This is a genomic window from Mycetocola sp. Y719 (assembly GCF_056713205.1).
Genome location: NZ_JBWYGY010000002.1, coordinates 896515 through 919241, shown reverse-complemented (window position 1 = coordinate 919241; position 22727 = coordinate 896515). Strand labels below are relative to the sequence as shown.

Below are 22727 nucleotides of genomic sequence, written 5' to 3'. Positions count from 1 at the left end.
GGTGCGGCTCAGCCGAGGGCTTCACCGGTCGGGTCGTCTGCCGTGGCGTCGCGCAACTCCACGCCGCCGATCGGTTGGCCGTCCCATTCCTCGACGACCCAGCCGTCGGCGACACTGCCACGCATGATCACGACACCGGTGTTCGAGAGAGCGCGCGAGGCGGCGTAGTCGACATCGACGTTCCGGCCGCGAGCCCCGGCCCAGGTGCGGATGGCCGCACCGTGGCTGACAACGGCGACCGTGCCGTCGTGCTCTGCGCCGATCGCGTCGACTGCAGCGTCGAACCGACCGAAGAAGTCATGTCCGTTCGGTCCGCCTGGCATCGCCAGACCGAGGTCGCCCGCTGCCCACGAGAACACCGTGTCGAGGTACCGCAGGGCGGCCTTATGGCTGCTGAGGCCTTCGAGGTCGCTGGCCTCGATCTCGTGGATGCCGTCGATCACCCGGCTTTCCAGCGCACGGACTCGCGCCAGGGGCGCAGCGGTGAGCTGCGTGCGCAGCAGCGTCGAAACGAAGATGGCGTCGATCGCCTCCGAGCGCAGGGCGTCGGGAACCGCCTCGGCCTGCCGTTGGCCCAGGGCGGTGAGGCCCGGGCCGGGGTGAGCCGTGTCCAGCTGGCCGAGCACATTGGCGGGCGTCTGGCCGTGACGGATGAACAGGATTCTCATAGATCACCAAGCCTACGCACGCCGGCCGGTGACGCGGCATCCGTCTCAGCGGATCAGGTCAGTTCAGAACCCGGTTTCTTCGGGGCGCTGGCCTTGAGCGCGGTCTCCTCGGCATCGATCGAGGCGAGTGCGGCACGGACCGCGTGCTCCTGGTACCTGCGCTCAGAGCGTGCCGTCAGCACGGCATCCCGTTCGGCCGCGAGCATCAGCCTCCGCAGGCGCCGGTAGGTCGCAGGGAGCGGCTCCGACCCGTCAGCGGCCGGCCGGTCGAGGGCGTCCGCGAGGAAGCGGGCGTTGGTGCGGAGCCGCTCGACCACGCGTTCCTCATCGGTTTCCACCAACTCTTCCTCCAGTCGAAGCACCCCTGCTGTCTGCGCCTCGGCCATCAGCCGTTGCGTCTCGATCCCTTCCTGGTCGAAGTCGGGAGAGGGCAGCGCGAGCCTGCGGATGATCCAGGGGAGGGCGAGTCCGGCGACGAGCGACCCGACGACGATCACGAAGGCGAGGAACTGGAGGAACTCGCGGTTCGGGATCTCCTCGGGGAGCAGGAAGACGGCGGCGAGCGTGACGACGCCGCGGATGCCGGCGAAGGCGACGACGATGCTCGTCGACCAGGTCCAGCCGCGCTCCCTCAACCGGGCCGGCCCGTTTCGGTAGACGATCGTGGCCACCGCGATCCAGGCGAACCGGGCGAAACCGAGGGCGAGGAAGATGGCAACGCTGATGAAGACGGTCTGCCACAGGCCAGGGCCACTCTTCACCGCACCGTCGAGGATGCCTGCGAGGTTCAGCCCGATGAAGAGGAAGACGGCGTTCTCGAGCAGGAACTGGATCGTCTTCCAGTTGACGGACTCCGCGATCCGGGCTTCGGCCGACTGGATCGCCGGCGACCGGTAGCCGAGGTAGAGGCCGGCGACGACGACGGCGAGGACGCCGGAGCCGTGGATCTTTTCCGCGAGGAGAAAGGCGACGAACGGTGTGATGAGCGAGAGGCTCGTGTCGAGAACCGGCGCGTGCACGTATTTTCTGACGGCCGCAAGGGCGAAGCCGACGGCGAGCCCGACGGCCACGCCTCCGATCACGGCGACGACGAAGTCGGTGGCGATCTCCAGGGGGGTGACGACGCTCACGACCGCGGCGATCGACGCGTTGAGGGCGACAAGGGCCGTCGCGTCGTTGAGCAGGCTCTCCCCCTCGAGCACGGTGACGGCCCGGCGCGGGAGGCCGACCCGTCCGGCGATGGCGGTGACGGCGACGGCATCCGTCGGCGCGACGACGGCGCCGAACGCGAAGGCCGCCGCGAGGGTGATTGCGGGCACGACCCACCAGGTGGTCAGTCCGACCACGACGACGGTGAATGCGACGAGGCCGACGGACAGCAGCAGGATGCTGTCGCCACGGGCTCGCACGTCGATCAGCGACGTGCGGATGGCCGCAGCGAACAGCAGGGGTGGCAGCAGCCCGTACAGCACGAGGTCGGGTTCGATTTCGATCGCCGGGATGCCGGGGATGAACGAGACGAGCGCGCCGACGCCGACGAGGGCGACAGGCGCAGACCACCCGATCTTGCGCGACAGGCCGGTGACGGCCACGGTGACGATGACGAACGAGACGATCCACGCGATGCCGGCGATGGGATCCATTGATCCTCCAGGGTGTCGGGAAACAGTCTTGACGGTCGGTGCCGGTGGCGCAAGGAAATCGCGCGTGCTCACGAGAAGTAACGCCGCAGGCATCCGGAAATTCCGTTCTTGGCGTGTCGTGACAATGCGTCTAAGCTTCCTTAACATTCGAACATATCTACGAATGAGGCATCATGGACACATCGACGGATCGAACCGCAACGATCTGGACGGACGGGACCCGCCCGTTGCGGATGTACTGGCGTGACAGGCGCTGGCGCGTCTCAGACACCCCGACCGGGCTCTTCGGGGAACCCGAGTACCTGCATCCGCTGATGACCCACTCCCCGCTTGTGCGTATCGGCTGGCGGTTCCAGGCCACAGACGAGTCGGGAGAGTCCGTCGTCGTAGACGCCGTGCACACCGAGACCGAATGGGTGATCGTCCGCACGTACCAGTGAGAGGCGGATGCGGCCGAGCGGTAAGCGGTGGCGCGGGAACCTTTCTAGGATGAAGGCGTGACACCAGCATCCGAACCGCGTCGCCGCGACATTCCGCAGGCGGTGACCCGTGGCGCAGTCGACTGAGACCGAGGCGCACCGGTCCTGGCGCAAACGCGATGAGGTGAAGGACGCGGCGCGGCGCGCGAACCGCGACCCCAAGGTCCGCGGATTCGGCCGTGCCGGCCTCATCGCCAACGGTGTCATCCACGTGCTCATCGGCTGCATCGGAATCAGCGTCGCCTGGGGAAGCAGGGGAGACGTCGACCAATCAGGCGCCCTGCGCACTGTGTCGGACACCCCCGGCGGTGTCTTCCTGCTGTGGGCCGCAACGATCGCCCTGTTCGGCCTCGCCGTGCTGCAATGGACGGAGGCGGCGCAGGTCGAGTCGAAGAAGCGCCGCCTCGTCGTCATGCGCCGGATAACGAACGTCGCGAAGGCTGTGGGCTATGCGGCCATCGGCGTCGTTGTCGGCTTCTACGCGCTCGGCGGACGATCGGATGCCTCGGAGACGTGGCAGGGGTTCAGCACGACACTGCTCGGCACCCCGGGGGGTGTGTTCGTCCTTGCCGCGGTCGGAGTGCTCGTGGGAACGGTCGGCGGCACGCTCGTTTTCCGCGGCGTGACGAGGAACTTCCGGGAGGAGCTGAAACCGCTCGACGGCATCCTCTCCGTCGGGATCGACGTGCTGGGGGTCGTCGGTCACGTCGCGAAGGGCCTCGCACTCGCCGTCGCCGGCATCCTGTTCCTGGCCTCCGCAGCCTTCACCGACCCGGGACCCGCCCGCGGTCTCGATGGCGCTCTCAAATGGGTGGGGACCCTCCCCATCGGCGGCCCTCTGCTGCTCGTCCTGGTCGCGAGCGGGTTCATCGCGTACGGTCTCTACCTGTTCGCCCGCGCCAGGTTCCTGCGCAAGGGGCCGATGGTGGTCACGTCGGTGAACGAACGCTGACGATTCCCCGGCGGCTTGACGCTCGCCGTGAAGGCCTGAAGCCCGAAATCGTCCGCTTAACGAGAAGTGGCCCGGTCTCCGCAAAGGCAGCGGAGCCGAGCCACAGGGGTGAGGGCGTTACTTGAACGCATCCTTCACATGCTCGCCGGCCTGCTTGAGGTTGGCTTTGGCCTGGTCGGACTGACCCTCGGCTTCAAGTCGATCGTTATCGGTCGCTTTGCCGGCGCCTTCTTTCGCCTTCCCAGCAGCTTCTTCAGCGGCGTTGCCGATTTTATCTCCGAGTCCCATGTGGTCCCTCGCTTTCTGTGGTGGCGACCCGCGGAAATCCGCGGCCGAACTCACTCAGGCTACGGAGCGGGTCGCAGCACGCTCAAGGCCTTGACAACCCGCGCGGCCGAGCTCACTCGCCGTCGCTAGAGATCAGGGTGACGGAACCGGTCGTCGGCGAGTTGAGTCGAATCGCTCGAGGGGTCGAGTGGCGGGAGGCGGTCGTCACCGTCCGTCTCCGGATCAGCCGAGGCATCCTGAGCCGTGCCGCCACCGGTCGCCGTGCTGCCCGGTCCGATCAGGGCGTCATCCGGGGCGTTCTCGTCGTCGTCGAGTGGGTTGCTCATTGGATCTCCTCTGGTCGGAGGCCCATTCTGCACGGCGGTGTCGACCGGGTCAAGTCGCGCATCCACGCTGGGAGCGCAAGGCCTTGACCGGAAATTCCCGCATCGTTTCACTGGTCCGATGACCCGAACAACTCTCTCCGCCTTCGCCCTCGTCTGCACCCTCACCCCCTCGCCTGAACCATCGAGCAGCGACCTGCTCGCCGACCAATTCCTTGACGCTCTGGCCGGACACGGCGTCGCCGTGGACAAGGTCCGTGTCGTCGATCACGACGTCAAACCCGGGGTGAAGACAGACATGGGCGATGGTGACGCCTGGCCCGCCATCCGCGAGAAGGTCCTCGCCGCAGACATCCTCCTCGTCAGCACGCCGACCTGGGCGGGTCACATGTCGAGCGTCGCATCACGCGTCGTCGAGCGCCTGGATGCCGAACTCTCGGAGACGGATGCCGACGGCCGGCCCATCCTCTACGACAAGGTTGCCCTCGTCGCCGTCGTCGGCAACGAGGACGGCGCCCACAAGATCAGCGCCGACCTGTTCCAGGCACTCAACGACTACGGCTACACGATCCCGGCCCAGGGGGTTTCTTACTGGAACGGTGAAGCGATGCACACCACCGACTACATGGAACTCGGCAGTACCCCGGACGAGACGGCATCCGCAACGTCCGCCGCCGTCGCGAACGCCGTCCACCTCGCGCGGTTGCTCAAGTCGGGCAGCTACCCGCAACCGGCCTAGGCGGCTATCCGCGCATCGGGGCGCGGAGTACATTGGGCGCCATGTCGCCGGCTGATGTGCCCACCGCACTCGATGACAGTCTCCCTGACATCGACTGGGTGACGCTGCCGCACGGCGTCACCCGGTTCTATTTCGCGGCGCCGAGCGGGCCACTCGCCGCGATCGAGATCGGGGAGCGTTCCGCGCAACGGGTGGTGCTCGTGCCGGGCGTCACCGGGTCGAAGGAGGACTTCTGGTTCCTCCTCGACCAGCTCGCGGCATCCGGATACCACGTGGAGAGTTTCGACCTGGCCGGCCAGTACGAGTCCGCAGGCGCCGGACCTGAGCGGCTCGCGCCGCCCAGGGGCCGCTACGACTACGACCTGTTCGTCGACGACCTCATCGCGTTCATCGAGCGAGGGCAGACACCCGTGCATCTCCTCGGCTACTCCTTCGCGGGCGTCGTGGCCGAGCTCGTCGCCGAGCGGAGACCCGACCTGGTCTCCAGCCTCACCCTCCTCAGCACTCCGCCGCTCGCGGGTCGCCCGAATCGCGGCATCCGGAAGATCGGCTGGCTCGATGCGCTGACGAGCCCGCTGGTCGATGCGGCGCTGATGAAGTGGGGCATCGTCTGGAACGTGCAGAGGGTGGGTCCTGGCCGGCTCGCGTTCGTCAGGTCTCGGTTCGCCCTCACGCGGACGTCCTCCCGCGTGCAGGTGATGGGACTGCTGAAGAACGTCCCGGATGTGTCTGAGGCGCTCGCCGAAGCATCCGTTCCGAAGCTCATCGCCGTCGGCTCGCACGACCTGTGGCCGCTGCGGCTGCACAGCGAATTCGCGGAACGGATCGGGGCGACGCTCTGCGTCTATCGCACAGGCCACAGCCCGTGCGAGACGGCACCCCACCAGCTGAGCCGCGACATGCTCAGGCTGTTCGCGCTGGCCGTCGCCGAACGGCGGTGACCACCTTTCGTCTGGCCGCCCGTCGTTTGCGGGGCGACTCGTCGAGAACGTTCACAGTGACCGTGCCGAAGCCCCATGAGACCCGGCGAGCGAACCCCGCCCAGTTGTCGAACGGGCGTGCAGACACGGCGATGGTGAGGTCCGGGTCGAAATGCACGGTCATCCCTGGCCGGAACTGGAAGCTCAGGTCGAGGTCGTCGTGCAGGTCGGCCCTGCCTCGGTGGGTTCGCTCACGCACCATCCGCCAGGCGTCGGCCCGGATGGCGAAATTGGAGCCGAAGAGCGGCGGATGCCCGAGAAGCAGCTCCATCGACCAGAAATAGCTCGCCAGATAGCAGGAGCGCCCGAACCACCGGGTGAATGCCGACCCGCCGTAGAACTCTGCCGAGCCGGTGACCGCCGACGCGTCCGGATGTGACTCGAGTGAGCTCTCCAGGCGTTCGAGCCAGTCCGGCGCAGGGACGCAGTCAGCGTCGAGGCGCGCCAGTATCTCACCGTCTGCGGCGTCGAACCCGGCGCTCGTCGCCGCGGGGATTCCCCGACGCGGTTCGACCACGACGCGCGCGCCGAACGAGCGCGCGATGCGCGCGGAGGCATCCGTGCTGCCGTTGTCGACGACGATCAGCTCATCGGCGATGCGGGTCTGCCTGGCGAGGGCGTCGAGGCAGACGCTGAGGAGCTCGGCGTCGTTGTAGACGGGGATGATCACGGAGATGCGGGTCACGGCTCTCACGATACGGACCACTGACGGATACCGTCATGGGGTTGCGCAGCGCTGCCAGTTCGGTGCAGCTGAGGCAAGCCCTATGCCGAATTTACGGGCGAGGATTATGGTGAAGAACATGGCTGATCAGAATGGCGTCACGATGACGCTCCCCACCGATCGTCGCGAGCGCGACGGTTCGGTAGGCGAGCAGGTACGGATTCTCAATCTCGAGGAGATCCGTGAAGACCTGGCCTCGACGATGGCCGAAATCCGGCGCAAGGTCTCACTCGGGATGGTGATCGCGGTCTCTGCGGCGTTCGTCGGCATCATCGTTGCGGCGTTCGTCGCCATCGTGAGCGGTGACCATGACTCAGAGTAAAGCGGACGCCGACCGCGACGAGCGCGAGCGCGAGGAGCCCGAAACGGCGATCGCCGGCGCGCCATCGGACGCCGAGCTCGCCCAGGAAGCACCGTCGGAGGCCCGGGTCAGGCCGCCCAAGCTGCGCCCCAGGGATTTCTCGGTCGTGTACAAGCGGGCTTTCCAGCAGTTCGGCAAGGATCAGGTCACCGACATCGCTGCCGGACTGACGTACTTCGCCGTTCTCGCGCTCTTCCCGGCCATCCTGGCGATCGTCTCGTTGCTCTCCCTCGTCAACCAGGACTCGAACGTCACGGAGCAGTTGCTCGCGATCTTCCGATCGATCGCACCGCAGGATACTGTCGACAGCCTCGAAGGTCCGATCACCGACCTCACGGCGACGCCGGCGGCGGGTCTCGGTTTCGTCGTCGGACTCGTGGGCGCGATCTGGTCGGCATCCGGTTTCGTCGGCGCGTTCTCGCGTGGGATGAACCGCATCTACGCGGTGCAGGAAGGCCGCACCTACCTCAAGTTCCAGCCGGTGATCCTGCTGGTCACGATCATCTCACTGGTGACCCTGACCGCGATGGCGCTGATCATCGTCGTGAGCGGTGACATCGCCCAGGCAGTCGGAAGCGTCATCGGGATCGGTGACGAAGTCGTGCTGGTCTGGGACATCGCGAAGTGGCCGGTGCTCGCGTTCCTGGCCGTGCTGATCCTCGCCATGCTGTACTACGCGACCCCGAACGTGAAACAGCACAAGTTCCGCTGGCTGACGATCGGTTCGGTGACAGCTCTGTTCGCGTGGGCGGCTGCGACCTTCGGTTTCTTCTTCTACGTCTCGAACTTCGGCAACTACGGCAAGGTGTACGGAGCCCTCGGTGGCATCATCGTGTTCCTGTTGTGGCTCTACATCAGCAACATGGCGATCCTGTACGGCGCCGAGGTCGACTCCGAAGCCGAACGCGTGCGTGAGCTGCGGGCGGGAATCAAGGCCGAGTACGCCGTCCAGTTGCCGCTGAGAGGCACTGCCCGGATCGATGCGGCGATCGAGGCCGAGGCGCGAGCCGTGCTCGAGGCGAAGAAACTCCGCCAGGAGGGCTGACGCCGGCACCGTCGCCTCGCGGCGTCGGTGTTTCAGGAGATCACCCGATTATCAGGATGGATCTCGGAATTGGGTCCTGAAATTCGTGCGATCTCCTGCAAATCGTGCGTCGTTCGCTGATGTAGCCGCTTTCCTGATGCCGGTGTCAGCGTGCTGTAGCAGCCTCGCGCGCGAGCAGCGACCGCTTCACGTCGAGACCCCAGGCGAACCCGCCGAGCGACCCATCGGTGCGCAGGACGCGGTGGCACGGCACGAAGAGGGCAGGGGCGTTCGTCGCGCAGGCGCTCGCTGCAGCCCGGACCGCGCGCGGGTTGCCGATGGCCGCGGCGAACTCGGTGTAGCTCTGCGGGTGTCCTGGCCGGATGCGACGCAGCTGCGCCCAGCCACGCATCCGGAACTCCCCGCCGCGCTGGGCGACCACGACGTCGTCGATCGCCGACACGTCTCCGGCGTAGTACGCGAGAACCGCGTCGGCCGCAGGGGTGTTCCCGGGCTCGACCGCTGACGGCCGGAGCTCAGGGGCGATGCGCGCCACGAGGGCGTCGACCGATGCCGTCCAGCCCGAGGCGAGGACGGCGCCGTCGGCACGGGCGACGATGCTGAACGGTCCGTCAGGGGTGGCGACCGTCTCGAAGATGGCGGTGCCGGTGGTGATGGTGGTCATGGGATCTCCTGGAGGATCGGGGAAGGCAGCCCGGCAGCGCGCCAGAGGTGCAGACAGAGGTAGGACCGCCAGGGCGAGAGCCCGGCGGCGTATGCGGTGAGGGGTCGTGGGTCGCCGGGCAGGCCGAGGTTTCGGGCGCCGGAGCGGACGGCGACGTCGCCGGACAGGAACACGTCCGGATTGCCGAGCACGCGCATCCCGACATAGCCGGCCGTCCAGTCGCCGATGCCGGCGAACGCGGTGAGCCTGGCGTGCTGTTCGGTGGCGTCGTCGCCCAGGCTGAGCGTGAGGTCTCCGGAAGCGAGGGCATCGGCGATGCGCATCACCGTGTCGATCTTCGCGCGTGGCCCGACGAGGGCATCCCGTCCGTTGGCGGCGATCTGCGCGGCGGACGGGAAGAGATGGGTGAGGCCGTCGGCGTTGTCGGCGGGTGCGAGCACGGTGCCGCAGACCGCCGTCAGCCGATTCAGTTGGGTGCGCGCCGCGGCGACGGTGATCTGCTGGCCGATGATCGCGCGGAACAGCATCTCTTCGGCGTCCACGGCACCCGGCAGGCGGATGCCGGGGATGGCCGCGACGCGCGGAGCAAGGTTCGGGTCGGCGCTGAGTGCCGTGTCGACCGCGATCGGGTCAGCGTCGAGGTCGAACAGTCGCCGAACCCGTGACACGAGCACGGGCAGGTCGCCGAGCTGGGTGAGTCGAGCGTCGAGCCGGAGTGCCTTGCCGTCGAAGCGGACCTCGAACCGCGCCGGTCCGCCCGGCAGCAGGATTGTGCGCGTGTACGTCGTCGCCGTGGCGATCTCGACGCCGGTGACGGCGCGCGGGATGAGCCAGCCGAATACCCCTGCCGCGTCGAACGGGGCACGGAACGGCAACGACAGCGACAGCGTGCCCGGCGTCGACGAGTGCGGCCCGCGTTTCGCCCGGATCTGCCCTGGCGTCAGCTCGAAGACCTCGGTGATGGTGTCGTTGAACTGGCGGATGCTGGCGAATCCGGCGGCGAAAGCGATGTCGGCGACGGGGAGGTCCGTGGACGTCAGCAGGGTGCGGGCGGTCTGGGCCCGGTGGGCGCGGGAGAGGGCGAGCGGCCCTGCGCCGAGCTCCTGGTGGAGGACCCGGGTGAGGTGCCTGGACGAGTACCCGAGGCGTCCGGCCAGGCCGGGGACTCCCTCGCGCTCGACGATGCCGTCGCCGATCAGGCGCATGGCCCGTGAGGCGAGGTCGTTGCGGAGATTCCAGTCCGGGGTGCCGGGCACGGCCTCCGGGAGGCAGCGCTTGCACGCACGGAATCCCGCCTCGTGCGCGGCGGCGCTGGTGGCGTAGAAGGTGACGTTCTCGGCCTTCGGGGTGCGGGCCGGGCAGGACGGTCGGCAGTAGATGCCGGTCGAGCGCACCGCGGTGATGAATTGCCCGTCGAAACGGGAATCCTTCGCCTGGATGACGCGGTACCGCTCGGTGAAGTCCATGGCTTCAGCCTGTCACAGCGGATGTCACGTCGCTAGCGGAAATCGGACATCGCCGTCGCCCGCCTGAGTCGAGCAGGCAGCAACCCACGCACGGTTTTCAGGAGATGGGAGGGTTTGCAGGAGGGAATCGGCCGAAGCATCCTGATAACCGTGCGATCTCCTGCAAACCTGACGCCGGCCGAGCTCCGAGGCCGCAGCGCCCGGACTACTCGGGGGTCGGCTCGGACTCGGGTTCCGGGCAGCGCAGCTTGCCGGTGAGGCGCGCGAGCTGAGTGAGTTCGTCGTCGTCGAGCGCGGAACCCATCAGTTCGGTGATGGTCTGCATGTGCAGCCTGGCCACCTCGCGGTACTTATCGAAGCCGGCATCCGTGATGGCGACGATCGTTCCTCGCTTGTCGGTCGGATCCGGATGCTTCGACACGAATCCGCGCGAGACCAGCCGGTCGATGAGGCGGCTGACGCTCGGCTGGCTCAGCAGGACCAGCTGGTTGATGTCGCGCAGGCGGGCACGCCGCTCCGGCTGCAGGGAAAGGTTGAACAGGACGTCGTACTCGTTGAGCGACATGGTGCGTGTCGGAAACTCAGACGCGAGCACCCGGATGACCCCGACCTGGGCGCGGAACAGCGACTCCCATGCGGATACCGCCAGCTCTCGATCCGTCATTCTCGCCCTCCTGACGACCTAGCCTAGGGGTTTGGGGCGCCATTCCCAGCCCCTTGCCTGGGGCCCGTGACCCCGCGGTAGAGCAGCACGAGTCCGAGAACGTTGACGCCGAAGCCGATCAGGGCGAGCGGGATGCCGATGAACAGCGACATGGGGTTCATGGTGAGGAACCAGAGCAGGCACAGCAGCACGCCGCCGGCGAGGATGAGCAGACCGATGCCGAAGCACACGATGCCAATGGCGACGGAGGATGTCAGCAGGCGGGGATGCTCCACCGGTGGGGTGTCGGCATCCGCGTTTTCGGGGCTCATCTTCTCAGGGTAGCGTCCGGATCACGGGTGCCCGTTAACAGGATTGAGGGCCGGTCGTAGAGGCTTACGACCGACCCTCCCCTTGCACCAAGAGTGTCCTGCAATCACATTCCGCGGTAGCTGCCACAGCAAAACAACTAACGCTCTCTGAATATATAACGGAAAGGTAACAGCGTCTAGTTATCGAAACGTTATTTTTCTGGGAGTTGTCCGCGAGGCAGGAGCCGACGCGTGCGCAGCCCGCAGTCGGTTGCCATGAAACCCCCCGTCCGGGCCACTTTCGAGCATCTCATCCTTCAGGAGGACGCGGCATGTCGCATGTGGCGAGTAGCCTCGCGGATGAGCGAAGACGACGAGCCGCCGTTCGAATCAGGCTTGCCGTCACACCGTCGCACGCACGCCAACAGCTATCCGGGGGGATACCGCATGACCGAATCGAGCGCGCCCGAAAGGAACGACAGAAGAGGCGTCATCCTGGGCGTCTCCATCGCCGTGATCGCGGTGCTCATCCTGGGCGGTGGGACGGCGTACGCACTCGCGATTCAGCCCGCCCCTGAGGCACCGCCGGTGCCGTCCACCGAGCAGCCCGCCGTGCCGGACGAGCCGGCGCCGGTCTCCGAGCCGACGGCCGAGCCCGTCGCGCTGCCGACCGACTGCCGGAAGATCTACACCGAGGAGTTCCTTGCCGCGCACAAGAACGCGGATCTGAACCACGAGGGCGTCGTCGGGACACCGGTTTCCCGGTTCGCGCCGATCGAAGCCATCCGTGAGACGCTCCCCGGCATCGAATGCCAGTGGGGCGGACCGACCGAGGGCGGCATCTACAGTGCCGTCAACGCACTCACGCCCGACGTGGAGATCGACCTCATCGCCGCTGCCACCGAGAGCGGATTCACGTGCGAAGGGGCCGGCGACGACATCACCCTCTGCCGACACAGCGAGACGTTCCCGGAGGATGAGGCGGACCCGGACAACACGACGGTCTGGACCAGTGCCGAAGACGTGTACCTCCGTGACGGTCTCGTCGTCACGACCTGGTTCGCCGGGACCGCGAGCTCGATCGACGCCGTGACTCAGCCGATCTACGACACGCTCTGGCCGTAGCCACTCGAGACCGACCCTGCTGACGCGGCTGTGCCGGGCGATGAGAGACGAGGCACGCCGTCGGCCGTGAGATGTCAATGCCCCGGTGCCTGCCACAGTGCCCGCATATGGTGGAGACGGTGTCGATACTTCAGCAACACCCCAACCCCGCCGCGCAGGATGCCCACGATGAGGGATTCGTCCGCGTCCGAGGCGCCCGCGAGAACAACCTCCGCGATGTCGACGTCGACGTGCCCCGAGGAACCATCGTCGCGTTCACCGGGGTGTCGGGTTCCGGAAAGTCCTCACTGGCATTCGGCACCATCTTCGCCGAGGCCCAGCGCCGGTTTCTCGAGTCTGTCGCCCCGTATGCCAGGCGGCTGATCGCCCAGGGACACACGCCCCACGTCGACGAGATCACCGGGCTTCCGCCGGCCGTCGCACTCCAGCAGCGTCGCGGAGCCGCGAGTTCCCGATCGACCGTCGGCACACTCACGACACTGTCGAACTCGACGCGGATGCTGTTCTCGCGTGCGGGAACGTACCCGCCGGGTGCCCCTCGGCTGGAGTCGGATTCCTTCTCACCCAACACCGCGACGGGCGCCTGCCCGCGCTGCCACGGGTTGGGCATCGCGCACTCGGTCACCGAATCCTCCGCGGTCCACGACCCCTCGCTGAGCATCCGCGAAGGGGCAATCACCGCCTGGCCGGGCGCGTGGCAGGGCAAGAATCTTCGCGACATCGTCGTCCAGCTCGGCTACGACATCGAGGCCCCGTGGCGAGACCTGCCGCGAGCGGACCGCGACTGGCTGCTGTTCACCGACGAGCAGCCGGTCGTCGAGATCACACCGCAGCGCGACCGCGTGGCGAAGCCGTACAAGGGGCGCTTCTGGAGCGCCCGAAGCCACATCATGCACACGCTCGCCGACTCGAAGAGCGAGTCGTCGCGTGCACGGGCATCGCGCTTCGTCGAATCGGGACCCTGTGAGTTGTGCGGCGGAAGCGGACTCACCCGGGCAGCGCTCGCGGTGACGTTCGCCGGTCTCACGATCGCCGACCTCAACGCACTGCCGCTGTCTGAACTCGCCGAGGTCATCCGTCCGACGGCCGAACTGGATGAGGCGACCGCTGCCGTGTCATCCGCATCGTCGGGCGAAGTCACCGAGGTCGCCGTCACGATCGCGTCGGATCTCCTCAGCCGGATCGAACTGCTCAGTGGCCTCGGGCTCGGGTACCTCAGCCTCGGCCGGCGCACGCCGACACTGTCACCTGGAGAGATGCAGCGCCTCCGCATCGCGACCCAGTTGCGCTCAGGACTGTTCGGCGTGATCTACGTCCTCGACGAGCCGTCGGCGGGGTTGCATCCCGCCGACGCCGAGCCGCTGATCGTCGTCCTCGAGCAACTCGTCGCCGCAGGCAATTCCGTGTTCGTGGTCGAGCACAACATGGACGTCGTCCGTCGGGCCGACTGGCTCGTCGATGTCGGCCCAGGCGCCGGTTCCGGCGGCGGTTCGGTGCTGTACAGCGGCCCGGTTGCCGGGCTCGCCGAGATCGACGCCTCCCTGACGAGGCGTTTCCTCCACCGCGACGGCGAGGCTGCGACCGACCGACCTTCGGTGCGGACGCCGTCGGGCTGGCTCGGGCTCCGCGGCATCACCCGCCACAACCTGCTGGACCTCGACGTCGACGTGCCTCTCGGTGTGCTGACCGCCGTGACCGGTGTGTCTGGATCGGGCAAGTCGACACTCGTCAGCCGCGTCCTGGCTGACGCCGCTCGCGAGGGGCTCCACCGGTCCCACGGCCGCGGCGCCGTGCCCGCTGACCCGGCTGGTGAGCCCGCCGATCCCGACGGCGTCGACGACACGACCGGGACGACTGCGCTCGACGAGGTGACCGGTCTCGAGACGGTCGATCGGATGGTCCGCGTCGACCAGCGGCCCATCGGACGGACGCCCCGATCGAACCTGGCCACGTACACCGGCCTGTTTGACGCCGTCCGGGCGACGTTCGCGGCGACCCCGGATGCCGTCGCTCGCGGGTACGACGCCGGCCGGTTCTCCTTCAACGTGGCCGGCGGTCGCTGCGAGACCTGCCTCGGAGAGGGTTTCGTCGAAGTCGAGCTGCTGTTCCTGCCTGGGAGTTACGCACCGTGCCCCACCTGCGGCGGGTCACGCTACAACGCGGAGACCCTCGAGATCGAGTACCGCGGCACGAACGTCGCAGACGTGCTCCGGATGACCGTCGACGACGCCGCCGGATTCCTCGTCGACGTCGCTCCGGCGTCCCGCAGTCTCGAGACGCTGCGCGAGGTGGGCCTGGGCTACCTCCGACTCGGTCAGCCGGCCACGGAGCTCTCCGGCGGTGAAGCGCAGCGCATCAAGCTCGCCACGGAGCTGCAGCGCGCCCGCCGCGGTCACACGCTCTACCTCCTGGACGAGCCGACCACCGGCCTCCACCCCGCCGACGTCCAGCTGCTGATGACGCAGCTCAACCGTCTCGTCGACACCGGCAACACCGTCGTTCTCGTCGAACACGACATGGACGTGGTCGCGGGCTCGGATTGGGTCATCGACATGGGCCCTGCGGGAGGCAACGACGGCGGCCGCGTCGTCGTTGCCGGGGTGCCCGAGACCGTTGCCGAGCATCCCTCGAGTCGAACTGCCCCGTACCTTGCCGACCGGATCGCGGAGTATTCAGCGTCGCCTCAGGTGTGATCGGCAGGCGGCTCAGGCGGGACCGAGGGCTGGTTCACGGCCTCGCCTGCTTGCGTCGCCCGAGAGGTGTCCAGCCGATCGGCAGCGGCCCGGAGACGGTCCCCCTGCGGTCGTCGGCGTCGGCGGACCAGCCCTGCGCCTCCCGCGCCCCAGGCGTCCCGACGGAGCCACGCGCCATCCGGAAGCCGACATCCTCGAGCACCGCGTCCGGTGCGCTGCCCCGGCGGACGGATGCCCTGGCGCTCCACACGCGGTCGGCCCAGCCGCCGCCGCGAAGGGTGCGGTAGTCGCCGTAGCGAGCCGGATCCGCATAGTCCCAGCACCACTCCCACACGTTCCCGATGGTGTCGAAGAGGCCGAAGGCGTTCGGGCGCTTTCGGGCGACCGGCTGCGGTCCGGTCACCGCATCATCCGCCGTCCAGGCGATGACGTCGATCGGTCCGTACGTCGGCGCGGTCGTCCCAGCGCGGCACGCCCATTCCCATTCCGCTTCAGTGGGCAGGCGATACCCGTCCGCGTGCACGTTCCACTCGACCGAGCCAGCGGTGAGGACGTACGCCGGGTCGAGCCCGGCTGTGAGGGACGCACGGTTGCACCACTCGACGGCCTGCCACCAGGTCACCGGATGCTTCGGTGTCCCGTCCTCGTCCGTCACCGGGGTCGTGGCGATCTCGAACGGCACCAGCGAGACATCACGGGCCGACCCTGTGCGCGCGTCGCGCAGGGTGATCGTTCCCCCGGGGATCGGTACCAGATCGACGAGGGGATGGAACATCCCTCGAACCCAGCCCGTCACGGGCATCCGCTCGCGACGGGCCCGTCAGAAAAGGTCGGGTGACGGGGTCGAGGAGTGGCGGATCGACACGTCGGCGTGGCGGTCGAAGCGGTAGCCGACGCCACGGACGGTGCGCACGATGTCTTCGTAGCGGCCGAGTTTGGCGCGCAGGCGACGCACGTGCACGTCGATGGTGCGCTCGTTGGGGACCTCGTCCTCGTCGCCGGCCTTCCAGAGCGACGAGATGAGTTCCGCGCGGTCGATCGTACGACCCTCCCGGAGCACCAGGTACTGCAGGAGTTCGAACTCTTTGTAGGTGAGGCCGACCGAGTCGTTGTCGAGGACGAGACGCTTGCGGGAGATGTCGATGACGACGCCGGCGTGAGCACGGTCGAGTTCTTCTTCGTCATCGGCCTGGCGGTGGTGGGCGAGGGCCGACGGGTCCTGAAGCGCGAGCCGGACGACGTCGACGTCACGGCCGCCTGCTCCCTCGGGAGCGAGTGCCACAGCCGCGTACGTTTCGGACGTCGGAGCGAGCTCGGCCGCCAGGGCCTTGAGGGCCTGGACGATCGCGCCGAGGTTCGTTCCGGCGGCCGCTGCCTTGGCGTCATCGATCCCGACGTAGAGCACGAAGCCGCGGGCTTCGGTCCCGGCCGGGACGGCGCGGAGGCGGGGAGCGGCTGCCGGCGTGTTGGCGGCGACGGTGGTGGACGGTGCGAAAGAGGTTGCGTGAACGAGAGACATGAGGGGGAATCCTTTTGGATGATGTGATGCGTCGAACCGCGGTCACCGCACGAAGCGGGTGCGACGGATGCCGTCAGCTGACGGCGGTTCGGAATGTGGCCTGTGCGGCGGCCGGAACGGATGCGAGGTGTGGCATCCGGGACGCAACGCGGCGACGAGATCGGTCGGGCGAGAGCGTGGCGACGGTTTACGCGGTTAGCGACACATTCGACAACACACGACTGCGCTACGGGCCATCATCATGCCCGCAGTTCCACGAGGCTCAAGGGAGCTCAGGGGATACGCGTTATCAGTCATGTCGTTGAGTTAACAGCACGGTGTCGCGGTGTGTCAAATCTTTGCACCGCATGACGAAAAAACTCAAAAATCGAAAGGTTCTGCGTAAAGACTTGACTTTGTAAAAAGAACCTTCGAAGCGCACCCAGCCGTTCGCGACCTGTCGCAAGGACCTGCGTCGTGAATTCTGGCGCAGCGGGCGTCGGCATCGTGTGCCGAGGGTGTGGTCGGGCGCCCATGGGCGCCGGTGCACGGTGCCGCCGCCCGCGTGGAAGTGGAGGGGTCTAGACCAGGCCGTAGAGGCGGTCGCCCGCATCCCCGAGGCCCGGCACGATGTAGCCCTGCTCGTTGAGACGTTCGTCGAGTGCGCCGAGGACGATGGTGACATCGCGTCCCTCTGTCGCCTTCTCCAGAGCCGCGATCCCCTCGGGGGCGGCGAGGAGACAGATCGCGGTCACATCGACCGCACCGCGCTTGAAGAGGAATTCGATGGCGGCGCCGAGCGAGCCGCCCGTGGCGAGCATCGGGTCGAGCACGAAGCACTGGCGGTCGGACAGATCATCCGGCAGACGTTCGGCGTATGTCGTCGGTTCGAGGGTCTCCTCGTTGCGCACCATGCCGAGGAAGCCGACCTCGGCGGTCGGCAGCAGCTTGACCATGCCCTCGAGCATGCCGAGTCCTGCACGCAGGATCGGGACGACGAGGGGGCGCGGCTGGCTGATCGCAAGACCGGTCGTCGTGGTCACCGGGGTCTCGATCTCGACGCTCTCGGTGCGCACGTTGCGGGTGGCCTCGTAGGCCAGGAGTGTCACCAGCTCTTCGGTCAGCGCGCGGAACACCGGAGACGGAGTCGTCCGGTCACGCAACACCGTGAGTTTGTGGGTGATCAGGGGGTGGTCCGCTACGTGCACTCGCATGGGTCAAACCTACCGGGTGCAGGGCGGATCCACCTCCCCGGCTGGACCATCACCTGGTGTCGTAGGCGCATGAAAATCCTTTGCAAACGAGCGCGCCCCAGTGAATACTATTTTCATGCCGACGCCGCAGCAGCTGTTCCGACGACCTCTCTCGACGGTGTTCCGGCGACGGGTCCCCGGAAAGGCGGCATCGACGATGATCGCCATGCCGGTGTCGATCGTGCTCTTACGGGATGCGTGGTCTGTCGAACGAGGCGCGGTCGCGTCGCGATGAGTGCGCATAACGACCCCGCCGTTCTCGCGCTCATCCGCGGCGTCCTCTGGCCCGGTTTCCTCGGCCGAGCCATCCCAGACTGGCTCCGTCAGGAGCTCGCCGGGGGACTCGCCGGTGCGGTACTTTTCGCGCAGAACATCGACGAACACGACCCTGAACAGCTGCCAGGCCTCACGAGTGCCATGCGTTCGGTGGCGAATCACCCTCTCATCGGTATAGACGAGGAGGGCGGAAACGTCACCAGGCTCGAAGCCGCTCGAGGGTCGACCCTGCCCGGCCATGCCCAGCTCGGCGCCGTCGACGACGAGGAGTTGACCCGGGCGACCGGTGGCGAGCTTGCCCGCCGAGTCGGGGCAGCCGGTGTGAACGTTGCGCTTGCGCCTGACGCCGACGTGAACACGGAACCGCGCAACCCGGTGATCGGCGTGCGCTCGTTCGGGACCGACCCGATCCTCGTCGCACGACACGTGGCCGCGATGGTCGAGGGTATCCAGGCCGGCGGAGTCGTGGCTTGCGCGAAACACTACCCCGGGCACGGAGACACGAGTGCAGATTCGCACACGGACCTGCCGCGTTCGAACAGCGATTGGGGCCTGATGCTCCGTGAGCACCTGCCACCGTTCGACGCCGCGATCGCGGCCGGTGTGCGTGCCATCATGACGGCACACATCCTCGTGCCAGGGCATGGCGCGCGCCCTGCGACCCTGAACCCGGCGATCCTGGGCTCGCTGCGCGAGCGCGGATTCACCGGCACCATCGTGACGGATGCCCTCGACATGGCAGCGATTCGGGGCACGGTGGGTTCCGGCCCCGGGGCTGTACAGGCGCTCATCGCCGGCTCGGACCTTCTCTGCATCGGCAACCCTGCGAACCCCGGAAACAGCGGACCGGCCGCCGACGCTGATGCCTACTTCGACGTGAGACGCGCGATCAGCGACGCCATCGACGACGGCACGCTGCCCCTTGCTGTTCTCGAGCGTGCCGCCGCGAACGTGGCCGACCTGGGCCGGTGGACCGACGACTTCAGTGGTCTCCGCCGTGCCGCAGGCGACGCCCGATCTCCCCTGGTCAGCACCGACAGTATCGTCGCCGCAGCGATACGAACCGGCGGCAGGATTCCCCGGCTCGTCGGAGCTGTTCGAGTTCTCGATCTTCGCCATCGGGCGACGATCGCCGTTGCCACCGAAACCGACGTTTTCACGACGGCGCTCGCCGCCGACGGCGCCTCAGCTGAGAGCCTCCGCCTGGGGCCGGTGTCGAACGAAGCGTCACCCGACACCATCCGCTCGGCCGTCTCATCTGCGCCCGATGGGCTCGTCGTGATCGTCGATCGGATCGGGGTCTCCGATCCGCAGGCGGAGGCGCTCGCCGTGATCCGCAGCCTCCGGCCGGACGCCGTCGTCATCAACGTCGGCATGCCAACCGCAGAAGGCGCGCGCGTGCTCGGCCCGATCATCGAGACGCTCGGCAACTCCTTGGCAAGTGCCACCGTCGTCGCGCGTATGCTTCGCACAGGGAGCAAGGCGTGACAGACGTGCACTCAGAAGCATCCCGGTTGCCCGTGGCTTCCCTGACCGGGCTTCGCAACGAAATGAGGATGACTCGTGGATGACACGACTGCTGCACGGCCAGGAAACCCCCTACACGAGGTCCTCGAGTCGCTCGCCACTGAACAGGTCGATGTTCGTTACGGCGAGCTCGACCTGCTGTCGACCAGGGACCTGGTCAGTGCGATGGGCGCCGAGGATGCGACGGTTCCGATAGCCGTCGCCGCTGCCGGCGACGCGATCGCAGCAACCGTCGACCAGGTCGTTGCCCGGATGCATCAGGGGGGACGAATCATCTATGTCGGCGCTGGAACGCCCGGCCGACTGGGCGTGCTCGATGCAAGTGAGGCTCCTCCGACGTTCGGAATCGATCCCGGCGTCATCGTGGGAGTCATCGCCGGGGGACGGGATGCCCTCCTCACTGCGGTCGAAGGCGCTGAGGACGACGAATCAGCCGGCCGTGCCGACCTCGCAGCGCTGAACGTCACCCCGCTGGACGCTGTCATCTGTATCTCTGCTTCTGGGCGGTCGCCGTACGTGGTGGCTGCCGCACGAGAGGCGAGGAGGCGAGGTGCATTCACGGCGAGCATCGCGTGCAACGCGGCATCCGACCTCGCCAAAGCGGTCGACGTTGCGATCGACGTCGTCGTCGGGCCCGAGATCCTGGCCGGGTCGACGCGGTTGAAAGCAGGGACGGCCCAGAAGCTTGTCCTCAACATGATCTCAACGATCACGATGGTCCGACTCGGCAAAACCTTCGGCAACCTGATGGTGGACCTGCAAGCCAGCAACGAGAAGCTTCGCGCCAGATCTGAGCGCACGGTCATGCTGGCGACAGGCGTCGACGAGGCGACCGCCGTGGCGACCCTGGCCGACGTGGGCGGCTCCGTGAAGGCAGCCATTCTCGTTCACCTCGGTGGGGTCGATGCAGCTGACGCGCTGCGGGTGCTCGCAGACAACGACGGCTTCCTTCGACGGGCGATCAGGCGGGCAACCCTGGCGGACGGCAGGGAGATCGATGAAGGTAACAGGCAGCGATCAGGAGCGGCCTCGCTCGAATAGGCTGACGACGCAGCAATGAGGGAGGATCATGCCACTGCCCGTCGACCCAGCAGACCACGAGTGGATGCGGCGTGCCCTCGACGAAGCCAGGGCCGCACTCGCGACGGATGACGTCCCGGTCGGGGCCGTCGTCGTCACGGCCGGAGGTCGTCTCCTCGGAACCGGCCGCAACGCCCGCGAGGCCAGGCAGGATCCGACGGCGCACGCCGAGGTCGAGGCGATTCGCGCCGCCGCCGAAGCATCAGGCGACTGGCACCTCACGGATGCCACGCTGTACGTCACGCTCGAACCCTGCGTGATGTGCGCAGGGGCCATCCTCGCCGCCCGCATTCCCCGGGTCGTCTTCGGGGCGTGGGATGAGAAGGCCGGCGCAGCCGGCAGCGTCTACGACGTGCTGCGCGACCGACGGCTCAACCACCGCGTGGAGGTCGTGTCCGGCGTCGACGCGGATGCCTGCGGCGAGCTTCTCACCGACTTCTTCCGGTCTGGCCGCTGACGCGGCATCCACCCTCATCCGAGCGCGGCGGCTCAGCGCACGATCACCGTCGGCGCCGCGAGCCTGGCGAGGACACCGTGGCTGACGGACCCGAGAAGGAACCGGGCGACGGCCCCACGGCCGTGGCTTCCGACGACGACGAGTGACGCGTTCGACGCCTCCTCGAGGAGCACCGTCGTCGGGTCCCCTTCGGCGACGACGCGGCGAACGCTGACGCTCGGATGCGCTCCCATCACCTGGTCGAGCGAGCGCGTGAGCGTCTCCTTGCCGATCTCCGTGAGGTCTTCCACGTATTCGACCGGGAACGCGAGGTCATAGCCGTAGACGACGGGGTTCGGCCAGGCGTTCACAGCGATGAGCGGTTCGCCCAGCCGGTCGGCCTCCTCGACGGCGAAGGCCAGCGCATGTTCCGAGATCGGCGATCCGTCGACGCCGACGACGACGCCGTCACGTCCGCTCAGGTCGAGGGTGGGGATGACGGCGACCGGTGTCGTGCTGGCGGCCGCGATCCGGAAGCCCCGGTTCCCGTGCCCGCTCGACGCCGTGTCGCCGGTCGAATCGCTGCCGACGACGACCATGTCCGAGTCCTGCGACAGCCGGACCAGTTCCCCGAGCGGGTCACCTTCGCCCGTGCTCGTTGTCACGTCGAGCCCGGGCGAGCCGGCCCGGGCGAGATCGGAAGCGGACGCAAGCATGGCATCCACTTCCGAACGTGCTGCCGAGAGGAGACCGGCGTTTCCTGCCCGGCGGATCCCTTCGTCGACGACATGGACGAGGTGCAGCCCGAGCCCACGAGAGGCCGCGCGCCTGGCCGCCCAGCGCACGGCGGCCGCGCTGGTGTCCAGGGTCCTCACACCGACAAGCATCCGATTCGACACGGGGTCCTCACTCTCGCTCGGTTCTCAGGGGGCCTTCTTCGCGGCGGCTTTGGCTGCTCGCTTGGTCTCGCGGACTTTCGCGAGCGACTCGGCGTCGACGATGTCGGCGACGGAGCGGTGGCTGCCGTCGTCGCCGTATGATCCGGCTGCATCACGCCAGCCGTCCCCGTCGAAGCCGTACTGCTTGCCGAGGAGAGCAACGAAGATCCTGGTTTTCTGGTCGCCGAAACCGGGGAGGGCGGCGAGCCTGCGGTACACCTCAGCGCCGTCCGGGTCGCCGCGCGTCCACAGGGCTGACGCGTCCCCGTCCCAGTTCTCGACGAGGCTCTGGCAGAGTGCCTGGATCCGTCCGGCCATGTTGCCTGGATAGCGATGGACGGCGGGTGGAGTGCGGCAGAGTTCGACGAATGCCTCCGGTTCGACGCCGGCGATCGTCGCGGCGTCGAACGAGCCGAGTCGGTCCCGGATCTTCGCCGGGCCTGCGAACGCCGTCTCCATCGGGACCTGCTGGTCGAGGAGCATCCCGATCAACAGCGCCAGCGGGTCGGCCCCGAGCAGATCGTCTGCTGTGCGGTCTCCGGTGATCGTCAGGTGCGGCGTCATGCCTCATGCTTACCACTCGGCAGCACGCGGCGCGATCCCGTGACCGGGCGC

General features: G+C 67.7%; 26 protein-coding genes. 12 read left to right on the top strand and 14 right to left on the bottom strand.

All coding sequences use genetic code 11. The features are described 5' to 3' along the window. Positions 1-8: 8 nt before the first annotated feature. Together AC1M0F_RS10645 and AC1M0F_RS10640 are read right to left on the bottom strand one after the other, a co-directional pair. Positions 9-668, bottom strand: coding sequence for a histidine phosphatase family protein (locus AC1M0F_RS10645; protein ID WP_480238195.1), 660 nt, complete (start codon positions 666-668; stop codon positions 9-11). Positions 669-721: 53 nt separating this feature from the next. Next, complete coding sequence (locus AC1M0F_RS10640; RefSeq protein WP_480238194.1) at positions 722-2311, bottom strand: Na+/H+ antiporter; 1590 nt, start codon at positions 2309-2311, stop codon at positions 722-724. A gap of 173 nt (positions 2312-2484) precedes the next feature. On the opposite strand from AC1M0F_RS10640, the gene AC1M0F_RS10635 reads away from it, so the two are divergent. Continuing rightward, complete coding sequence (locus tag AC1M0F_RS10635; RefSeq protein ID WP_480238193.1) at positions 2485-2751, top strand: hypothetical protein; 267 nt, start codon at positions 2485-2487, stop codon at positions 2749-2751. Between the two features lie 109 nt (positions 2752-2860). Next, entirely contained in the window at positions 2861-3742 is an 882-nt protein-coding gene (locus tag AC1M0F_RS10630) for a DUF1206 domain-containing protein (RefSeq protein WP_480238192.1), read from the top strand. 117 nt (positions 3743-3859) lie between these two features. On the opposite strand, the gene AC1M0F_RS10625 is transcribed toward AC1M0F_RS10630, so the two are convergent. Together AC1M0F_RS10625 and AC1M0F_RS10620 are read right to left on the bottom strand one after the other, a co-directional pair. After that, the gene (locus tag AC1M0F_RS10625) at positions 3860-4030 is read right to left on the bottom strand and encodes a CsbD family protein (RefSeq protein ID WP_480238191.1); all 171 of its coding nucleotides are present in this window, start codon (positions 4028-4030) and stop codon (positions 3860-3862) included. 125 nt (positions 4031-4155) lie between these two features. Continuing rightward, a complete protein-coding gene (locus AC1M0F_RS10620; RefSeq protein WP_480238190.1) occupies positions 4156-4356 on the bottom strand; it encodes a hypothetical protein in 201 nt (66 codons plus the stop codon). A gap of 118 nt (positions 4357-4474) precedes the next feature. Here AC1M0F_RS10620 and AC1M0F_RS10615 point away from each other — a divergent pair, with 118 nt between their 5' ends. Together AC1M0F_RS10615 and AC1M0F_RS10610 are read left to right on the top strand one after the other, a co-directional pair. Next, positions 4475-5092 (top strand): flavodoxin family protein, encoded by a 618-nt coding sequence (locus AC1M0F_RS10615; protein WP_480238189.1) that lies wholly within the window; start codon positions 4475-4477, stop codon positions 5090-5092. A gap of 41 nt (positions 5093-5133) precedes the next feature. Further along, positions 5134-6033 (top strand): alpha/beta fold hydrolase, encoded by a 900-nt coding sequence (locus AC1M0F_RS10610; protein WP_480238188.1) that lies wholly within the window; start codon positions 5134-5136, stop codon positions 6031-6033. Here the strand turns inward: AC1M0F_RS10610 and AC1M0F_RS10605 are convergent. Beyond that, on the bottom strand, positions 5996-6757 hold the full coding sequence (locus AC1M0F_RS10605; protein ID WP_480238187.1) for a glycosyltransferase family 2 protein: 762 nt from the start codon (positions 6755-6757) through the stop codon (positions 5996-5998). The two genes, AC1M0F_RS10610 and AC1M0F_RS10605, sit on opposite strands and share 38 nt — an antisense overlap. Before the next feature lie 118 nt (positions 6758-6875). On the opposite strand from AC1M0F_RS10605, the gene AC1M0F_RS10600 reads away from it, so the two are divergent. Further along, positions 6876-7118, top strand: a complete 243-nt coding sequence (locus tag AC1M0F_RS10600) for a hypothetical protein (RefSeq protein ID WP_480238186.1) — start codon at positions 6876-6878, stop codon at positions 7116-7118. Continuing rightward, a complete protein-coding gene (locus AC1M0F_RS10595) occupies positions 7105-8202 on the top strand; it encodes a YihY/virulence factor BrkB family protein (RefSeq protein WP_480238185.1) in 1098 nt (365 codons plus the stop codon). The genes AC1M0F_RS10600 and AC1M0F_RS10595 overlap by 14 nt, the downstream gene beginning before the upstream one ends. A 145-nt stretch (positions 8203-8347) precedes the next feature. On the opposite strand, the gene AC1M0F_RS10590 is transcribed toward AC1M0F_RS10595, so the two are convergent. From AC1M0F_RS10590 to AC1M0F_RS10575, 4 genes are all read right to left on the bottom strand, one after another. Beyond that, the gene (locus AC1M0F_RS10590; protein ID WP_480238184.1) at positions 8348-8866 is read right to left on the bottom strand and encodes a methylated-DNA--[protein]-cysteine S-methyltransferase; all 519 of its coding nucleotides are present in this window, start codon (positions 8864-8866) and stop codon (positions 8348-8350) included. Then, the gene (locus AC1M0F_RS10585) at positions 8863-10332 is read right to left on the bottom strand and encodes an AlkA N-terminal domain-containing protein (protein WP_480238183.1); all 1470 of its coding nucleotides are present in this window, start codon (positions 10330-10332) and stop codon (positions 8863-8865) included. Before AC1M0F_RS10585 ends, AC1M0F_RS10590 begins: the two co-directional genes overlap by 4 nt. A 205-nt stretch (positions 10333-10537) precedes the next feature. Then, entirely contained in the window at positions 10538-10996 is a 459-nt protein-coding gene (locus AC1M0F_RS10580) for a MarR family winged helix-turn-helix transcriptional regulator (RefSeq protein WP_480238182.1), read from the bottom strand. A 23-nt stretch (positions 10997-11019) separates the two neighbouring features. Then, the gene (locus AC1M0F_RS10575; protein WP_480238181.1) at positions 11020-11307 is read right to left on the bottom strand and encodes a hypothetical protein; all 288 of its coding nucleotides are present in this window, start codon (positions 11305-11307) and stop codon (positions 11020-11022) included. A 426-nt stretch (positions 11308-11733) separates the two neighbouring features. Here AC1M0F_RS10575 and AC1M0F_RS10570 point away from each other — a divergent pair, with 426 nt between their 5' ends. Further along, the gene (locus AC1M0F_RS10570; protein ID WP_480238180.1) at positions 11734-12411 is read left to right on the top strand and encodes a hypothetical protein; all 678 of its coding nucleotides are present in this window, start codon (positions 11734-11736) and stop codon (positions 12409-12411) included. A gap of 107 nt (positions 12412-12518) precedes the next feature. Next, a complete protein-coding gene (locus tag AC1M0F_RS10565; RefSeq protein ID WP_480238179.1) occupies positions 12519-15104 on the top strand; it encodes an excinuclease ABC subunit UvrA in 2586 nt (861 codons plus the stop codon). A 34-nt stretch (positions 15105-15138) separates the two neighbouring features. Here the strand turns inward: AC1M0F_RS10565 and AC1M0F_RS10560 are convergent, their stop codons facing one another. The 3 genes from AC1M0F_RS10560 to upp all read right to left on the bottom strand — a co-directional run bounded on the left by AC1M0F_RS10560 (position 15139) and on the right by upp (position 17816). Further along, complete coding sequence (locus AC1M0F_RS10560) at positions 15139-15879, bottom strand: formylglycine-generating enzyme family protein (protein WP_480238178.1); 741 nt, start codon at positions 15877-15879, stop codon at positions 15139-15141. Between the two features lie 45 nt (positions 15880-15924). Beyond that, positions 15925-16623 (bottom strand): winged helix-turn-helix domain-containing protein, encoded by a 699-nt coding sequence (locus tag AC1M0F_RS10555; RefSeq protein ID WP_480238177.1) that lies wholly within the window; start codon positions 16621-16623, stop codon positions 15925-15927. A 560-nt stretch (positions 16624-17183) separates the two neighbouring features. After that, on the bottom strand, positions 17184-17816 hold the full coding sequence (upp, locus tag AC1M0F_RS10550) for a uracil phosphoribosyltransferase (protein WP_480238176.1): 633 nt from the start codon (positions 17814-17816) through the stop codon (positions 17184-17186). A 115-nt stretch (positions 17817-17931) separates the two neighbouring features. On the opposite strand from upp, the gene AC1M0F_RS10545 reads away from it, so the two are divergent. The 4 genes from AC1M0F_RS10545 to tadA all read left to right on the top strand — a co-directional run bounded on the left by AC1M0F_RS10545 (position 17932) and on the right by tadA (position 21195). Further along, on the top strand, positions 17932-18090 hold the full coding sequence (locus AC1M0F_RS10545) for a hypothetical protein (protein ID WP_480238175.1): 159 nt from the start codon (positions 17932-17934) through the stop codon (positions 18088-18090). Further along, entirely contained in the window at positions 18087-19619 is a 1533-nt protein-coding gene (locus tag AC1M0F_RS10540; RefSeq protein ID WP_480238174.1) for a glycoside hydrolase family 3 protein, read from the top strand. Before AC1M0F_RS10545 ends, AC1M0F_RS10540 begins: the two co-directional genes overlap by 4 nt. Positions 19620-19694: 75 nt before the next feature. Continuing rightward, entirely contained in the window at positions 19695-20699 is a 1005-nt protein-coding gene (murQ, locus tag AC1M0F_RS10535) for an N-acetylmuramic acid 6-phosphate etherase (RefSeq protein WP_480238173.1), read from the top strand. Between the two features lie 28 nt (positions 20700-20727). Next, a complete protein-coding gene (gene tadA / locus AC1M0F_RS10530) occupies positions 20728-21195 on the top strand; it encodes a tRNA adenosine(34) deaminase TadA (protein WP_480238172.1) in 468 nt (155 codons plus the stop codon). Between the two features lie 32 nt (positions 21196-21227). Here the strand turns inward: tadA and AC1M0F_RS10525 are convergent, their stop codons facing one another. Further along, positions 21228-22061 carry a universal stress protein gene (locus tag AC1M0F_RS10525; protein ID WP_480238456.1) on the bottom strand — a complete coding sequence of 278 codons (834 nt, stop codon included), beginning with the start codon at positions 22059-22061 and terminating at the stop codon, positions 21228-21230. A gap of 36 nt (positions 22062-22097) precedes the next feature. After that, positions 22098-22676, bottom strand: coding sequence for an HhH-GPD-type base excision DNA repair protein (locus tag AC1M0F_RS10520; protein WP_480238171.1), 579 nt, complete (start codon positions 22674-22676; stop codon positions 22098-22100). Between the last annotated feature and the right edge of the window lie 51 nt (positions 22677-22727).

Excerpts from the sequence above, each read along its gene's own strand:
- AC1M0F_RS10645 (WP_480238195.1), bottom strand. The coding sequence starts at position 668 with ATGAGAATCCTGTTCATCCGTCACGGCCAGACGCCCGCCAATGTGCTC.
- AC1M0F_RS10640 (WP_480238194.1), bottom strand. The coding sequence starts at position 2,311 with ATGGATCCCATCGCCGGCATCGCGTGGATCGTCTCGTTCGTCATCGTC.
- AC1M0F_RS10635 (WP_480238193.1), top strand. The coding sequence starts at position 2,485 with ATGGACACATCGACGGATCGAACCGCAACGATCTGGACGGACGGGACC.
- AC1M0F_RS10625 (WP_480238191.1), bottom strand. The coding sequence starts at position 4,030 with ATGGGACTCGGAGATAAAATCGGCAACGCCGCTGAAGAAGCTGCTGGG.
- AC1M0F_RS10620 (WP_480238190.1), bottom strand. The coding sequence starts at position 4,356 with ATGAGCAACCCACTCGACGACGACGAGAACGCCCCGGATGACGCCCTG.
- AC1M0F_RS10615 (WP_480238189.1), top strand. The coding sequence starts at position 4,475 with ATGACCCGAACAACTCTCTCCGCCTTCGCCCTCGTCTGCACCCTCACC.
- AC1M0F_RS10610 (WP_480238188.1), top strand. The coding sequence starts at position 5,134 with ATGTCGCCGGCTGATGTGCCCACCGCACTCGATGACAGTCTCCCTGAC.
- AC1M0F_RS10600 (WP_480238186.1), top strand. The coding sequence starts at position 6,876 with ATGGCTGATCAGAATGGCGTCACGATGACGCTCCCCACCGATCGTCGC.
- AC1M0F_RS10595 (WP_480238185.1), top strand. The coding sequence starts at position 7,105 with ATGACTCAGAGTAAAGCGGACGCCGACCGCGACGAGCGCGAGCGCGAG.
- AC1M0F_RS10590 (WP_480238184.1), bottom strand. The coding sequence starts at position 8,866 with ATGACCACCATCACCACCGGCACCGCCATCTTCGAGACGGTCGCCACC.
- AC1M0F_RS10585 (WP_480238183.1), bottom strand. The coding sequence starts at position 10,332 with ATGGACTTCACCGAGCGGTACCGCGTCATCCAGGCGAAGGATTCCCGT.
- AC1M0F_RS10580 (WP_480238182.1), bottom strand. The coding sequence starts at position 10,996 with ATGACGGATCGAGAGCTGGCGGTATCCGCATGGGAGTCGCTGTTCCGC.
- AC1M0F_RS10575 (WP_480238181.1), bottom strand. The coding sequence starts at position 11,307 with ATGAGCCCCGAAAACGCGGATGCCGACACCCCACCGGTGGAGCATCCC.
- AC1M0F_RS10570 (WP_480238180.1), top strand. The coding sequence starts at position 11,734 with ATGACCGAATCGAGCGCGCCCGAAAGGAACGACAGAAGAGGCGTCATC.
- AC1M0F_RS10565 (WP_480238179.1), top strand. The coding sequence starts at position 12,519 with ATGGTGGAGACGGTGTCGATACTTCAGCAACACCCCAACCCCGCCGCG.
- AC1M0F_RS10560 (WP_480238178.1), bottom strand. The coding sequence starts at position 15,879 with ATGTTCCATCCCCTCGTCGATCTGGTACCGATCCCCGGGGGAACGATC.
- AC1M0F_RS10555 (WP_480238177.1), bottom strand. The coding sequence starts at position 16,623 with ATGTCTCTCGTTCACGCAACCTCTTTCGCACCGTCCACCACCGTCGCC.
- upp (WP_480238176.1), bottom strand. The coding sequence starts at position 17,816 with ATGCGAGTGCACGTAGCGGACCACCCCCTGATCACCCACAAACTCACG.
- AC1M0F_RS10545 (WP_480238175.1), top strand. The coding sequence starts at position 17,932 with ATGCCGACGCCGCAGCAGCTGTTCCGACGACCTCTCTCGACGGTGTTC.
- AC1M0F_RS10540 (WP_480238174.1), top strand. The coding sequence starts at position 18,087 with ATGAGTGCGCATAACGACCCCGCCGTTCTCGCGCTCATCCGCGGCGTC.
- tadA (WP_480238172.1), top strand. The coding sequence starts at position 20,728 with ATGCCACTGCCCGTCGACCCAGCAGACCACGAGTGGATGCGGCGTGCC.
- AC1M0F_RS10525 (WP_480238456.1), bottom strand. The coding sequence starts at position 22,061 with ATGCTTGTCGGTGTGAGGACCCTGGACACCAGCGCGGCCGCCGTGCGC.
- AC1M0F_RS10520 (WP_480238171.1), bottom strand. The coding sequence starts at position 22,676 with ATGACGCCGCACCTGACGATCACCGGAGACCGCACAGCAGACGATCTG.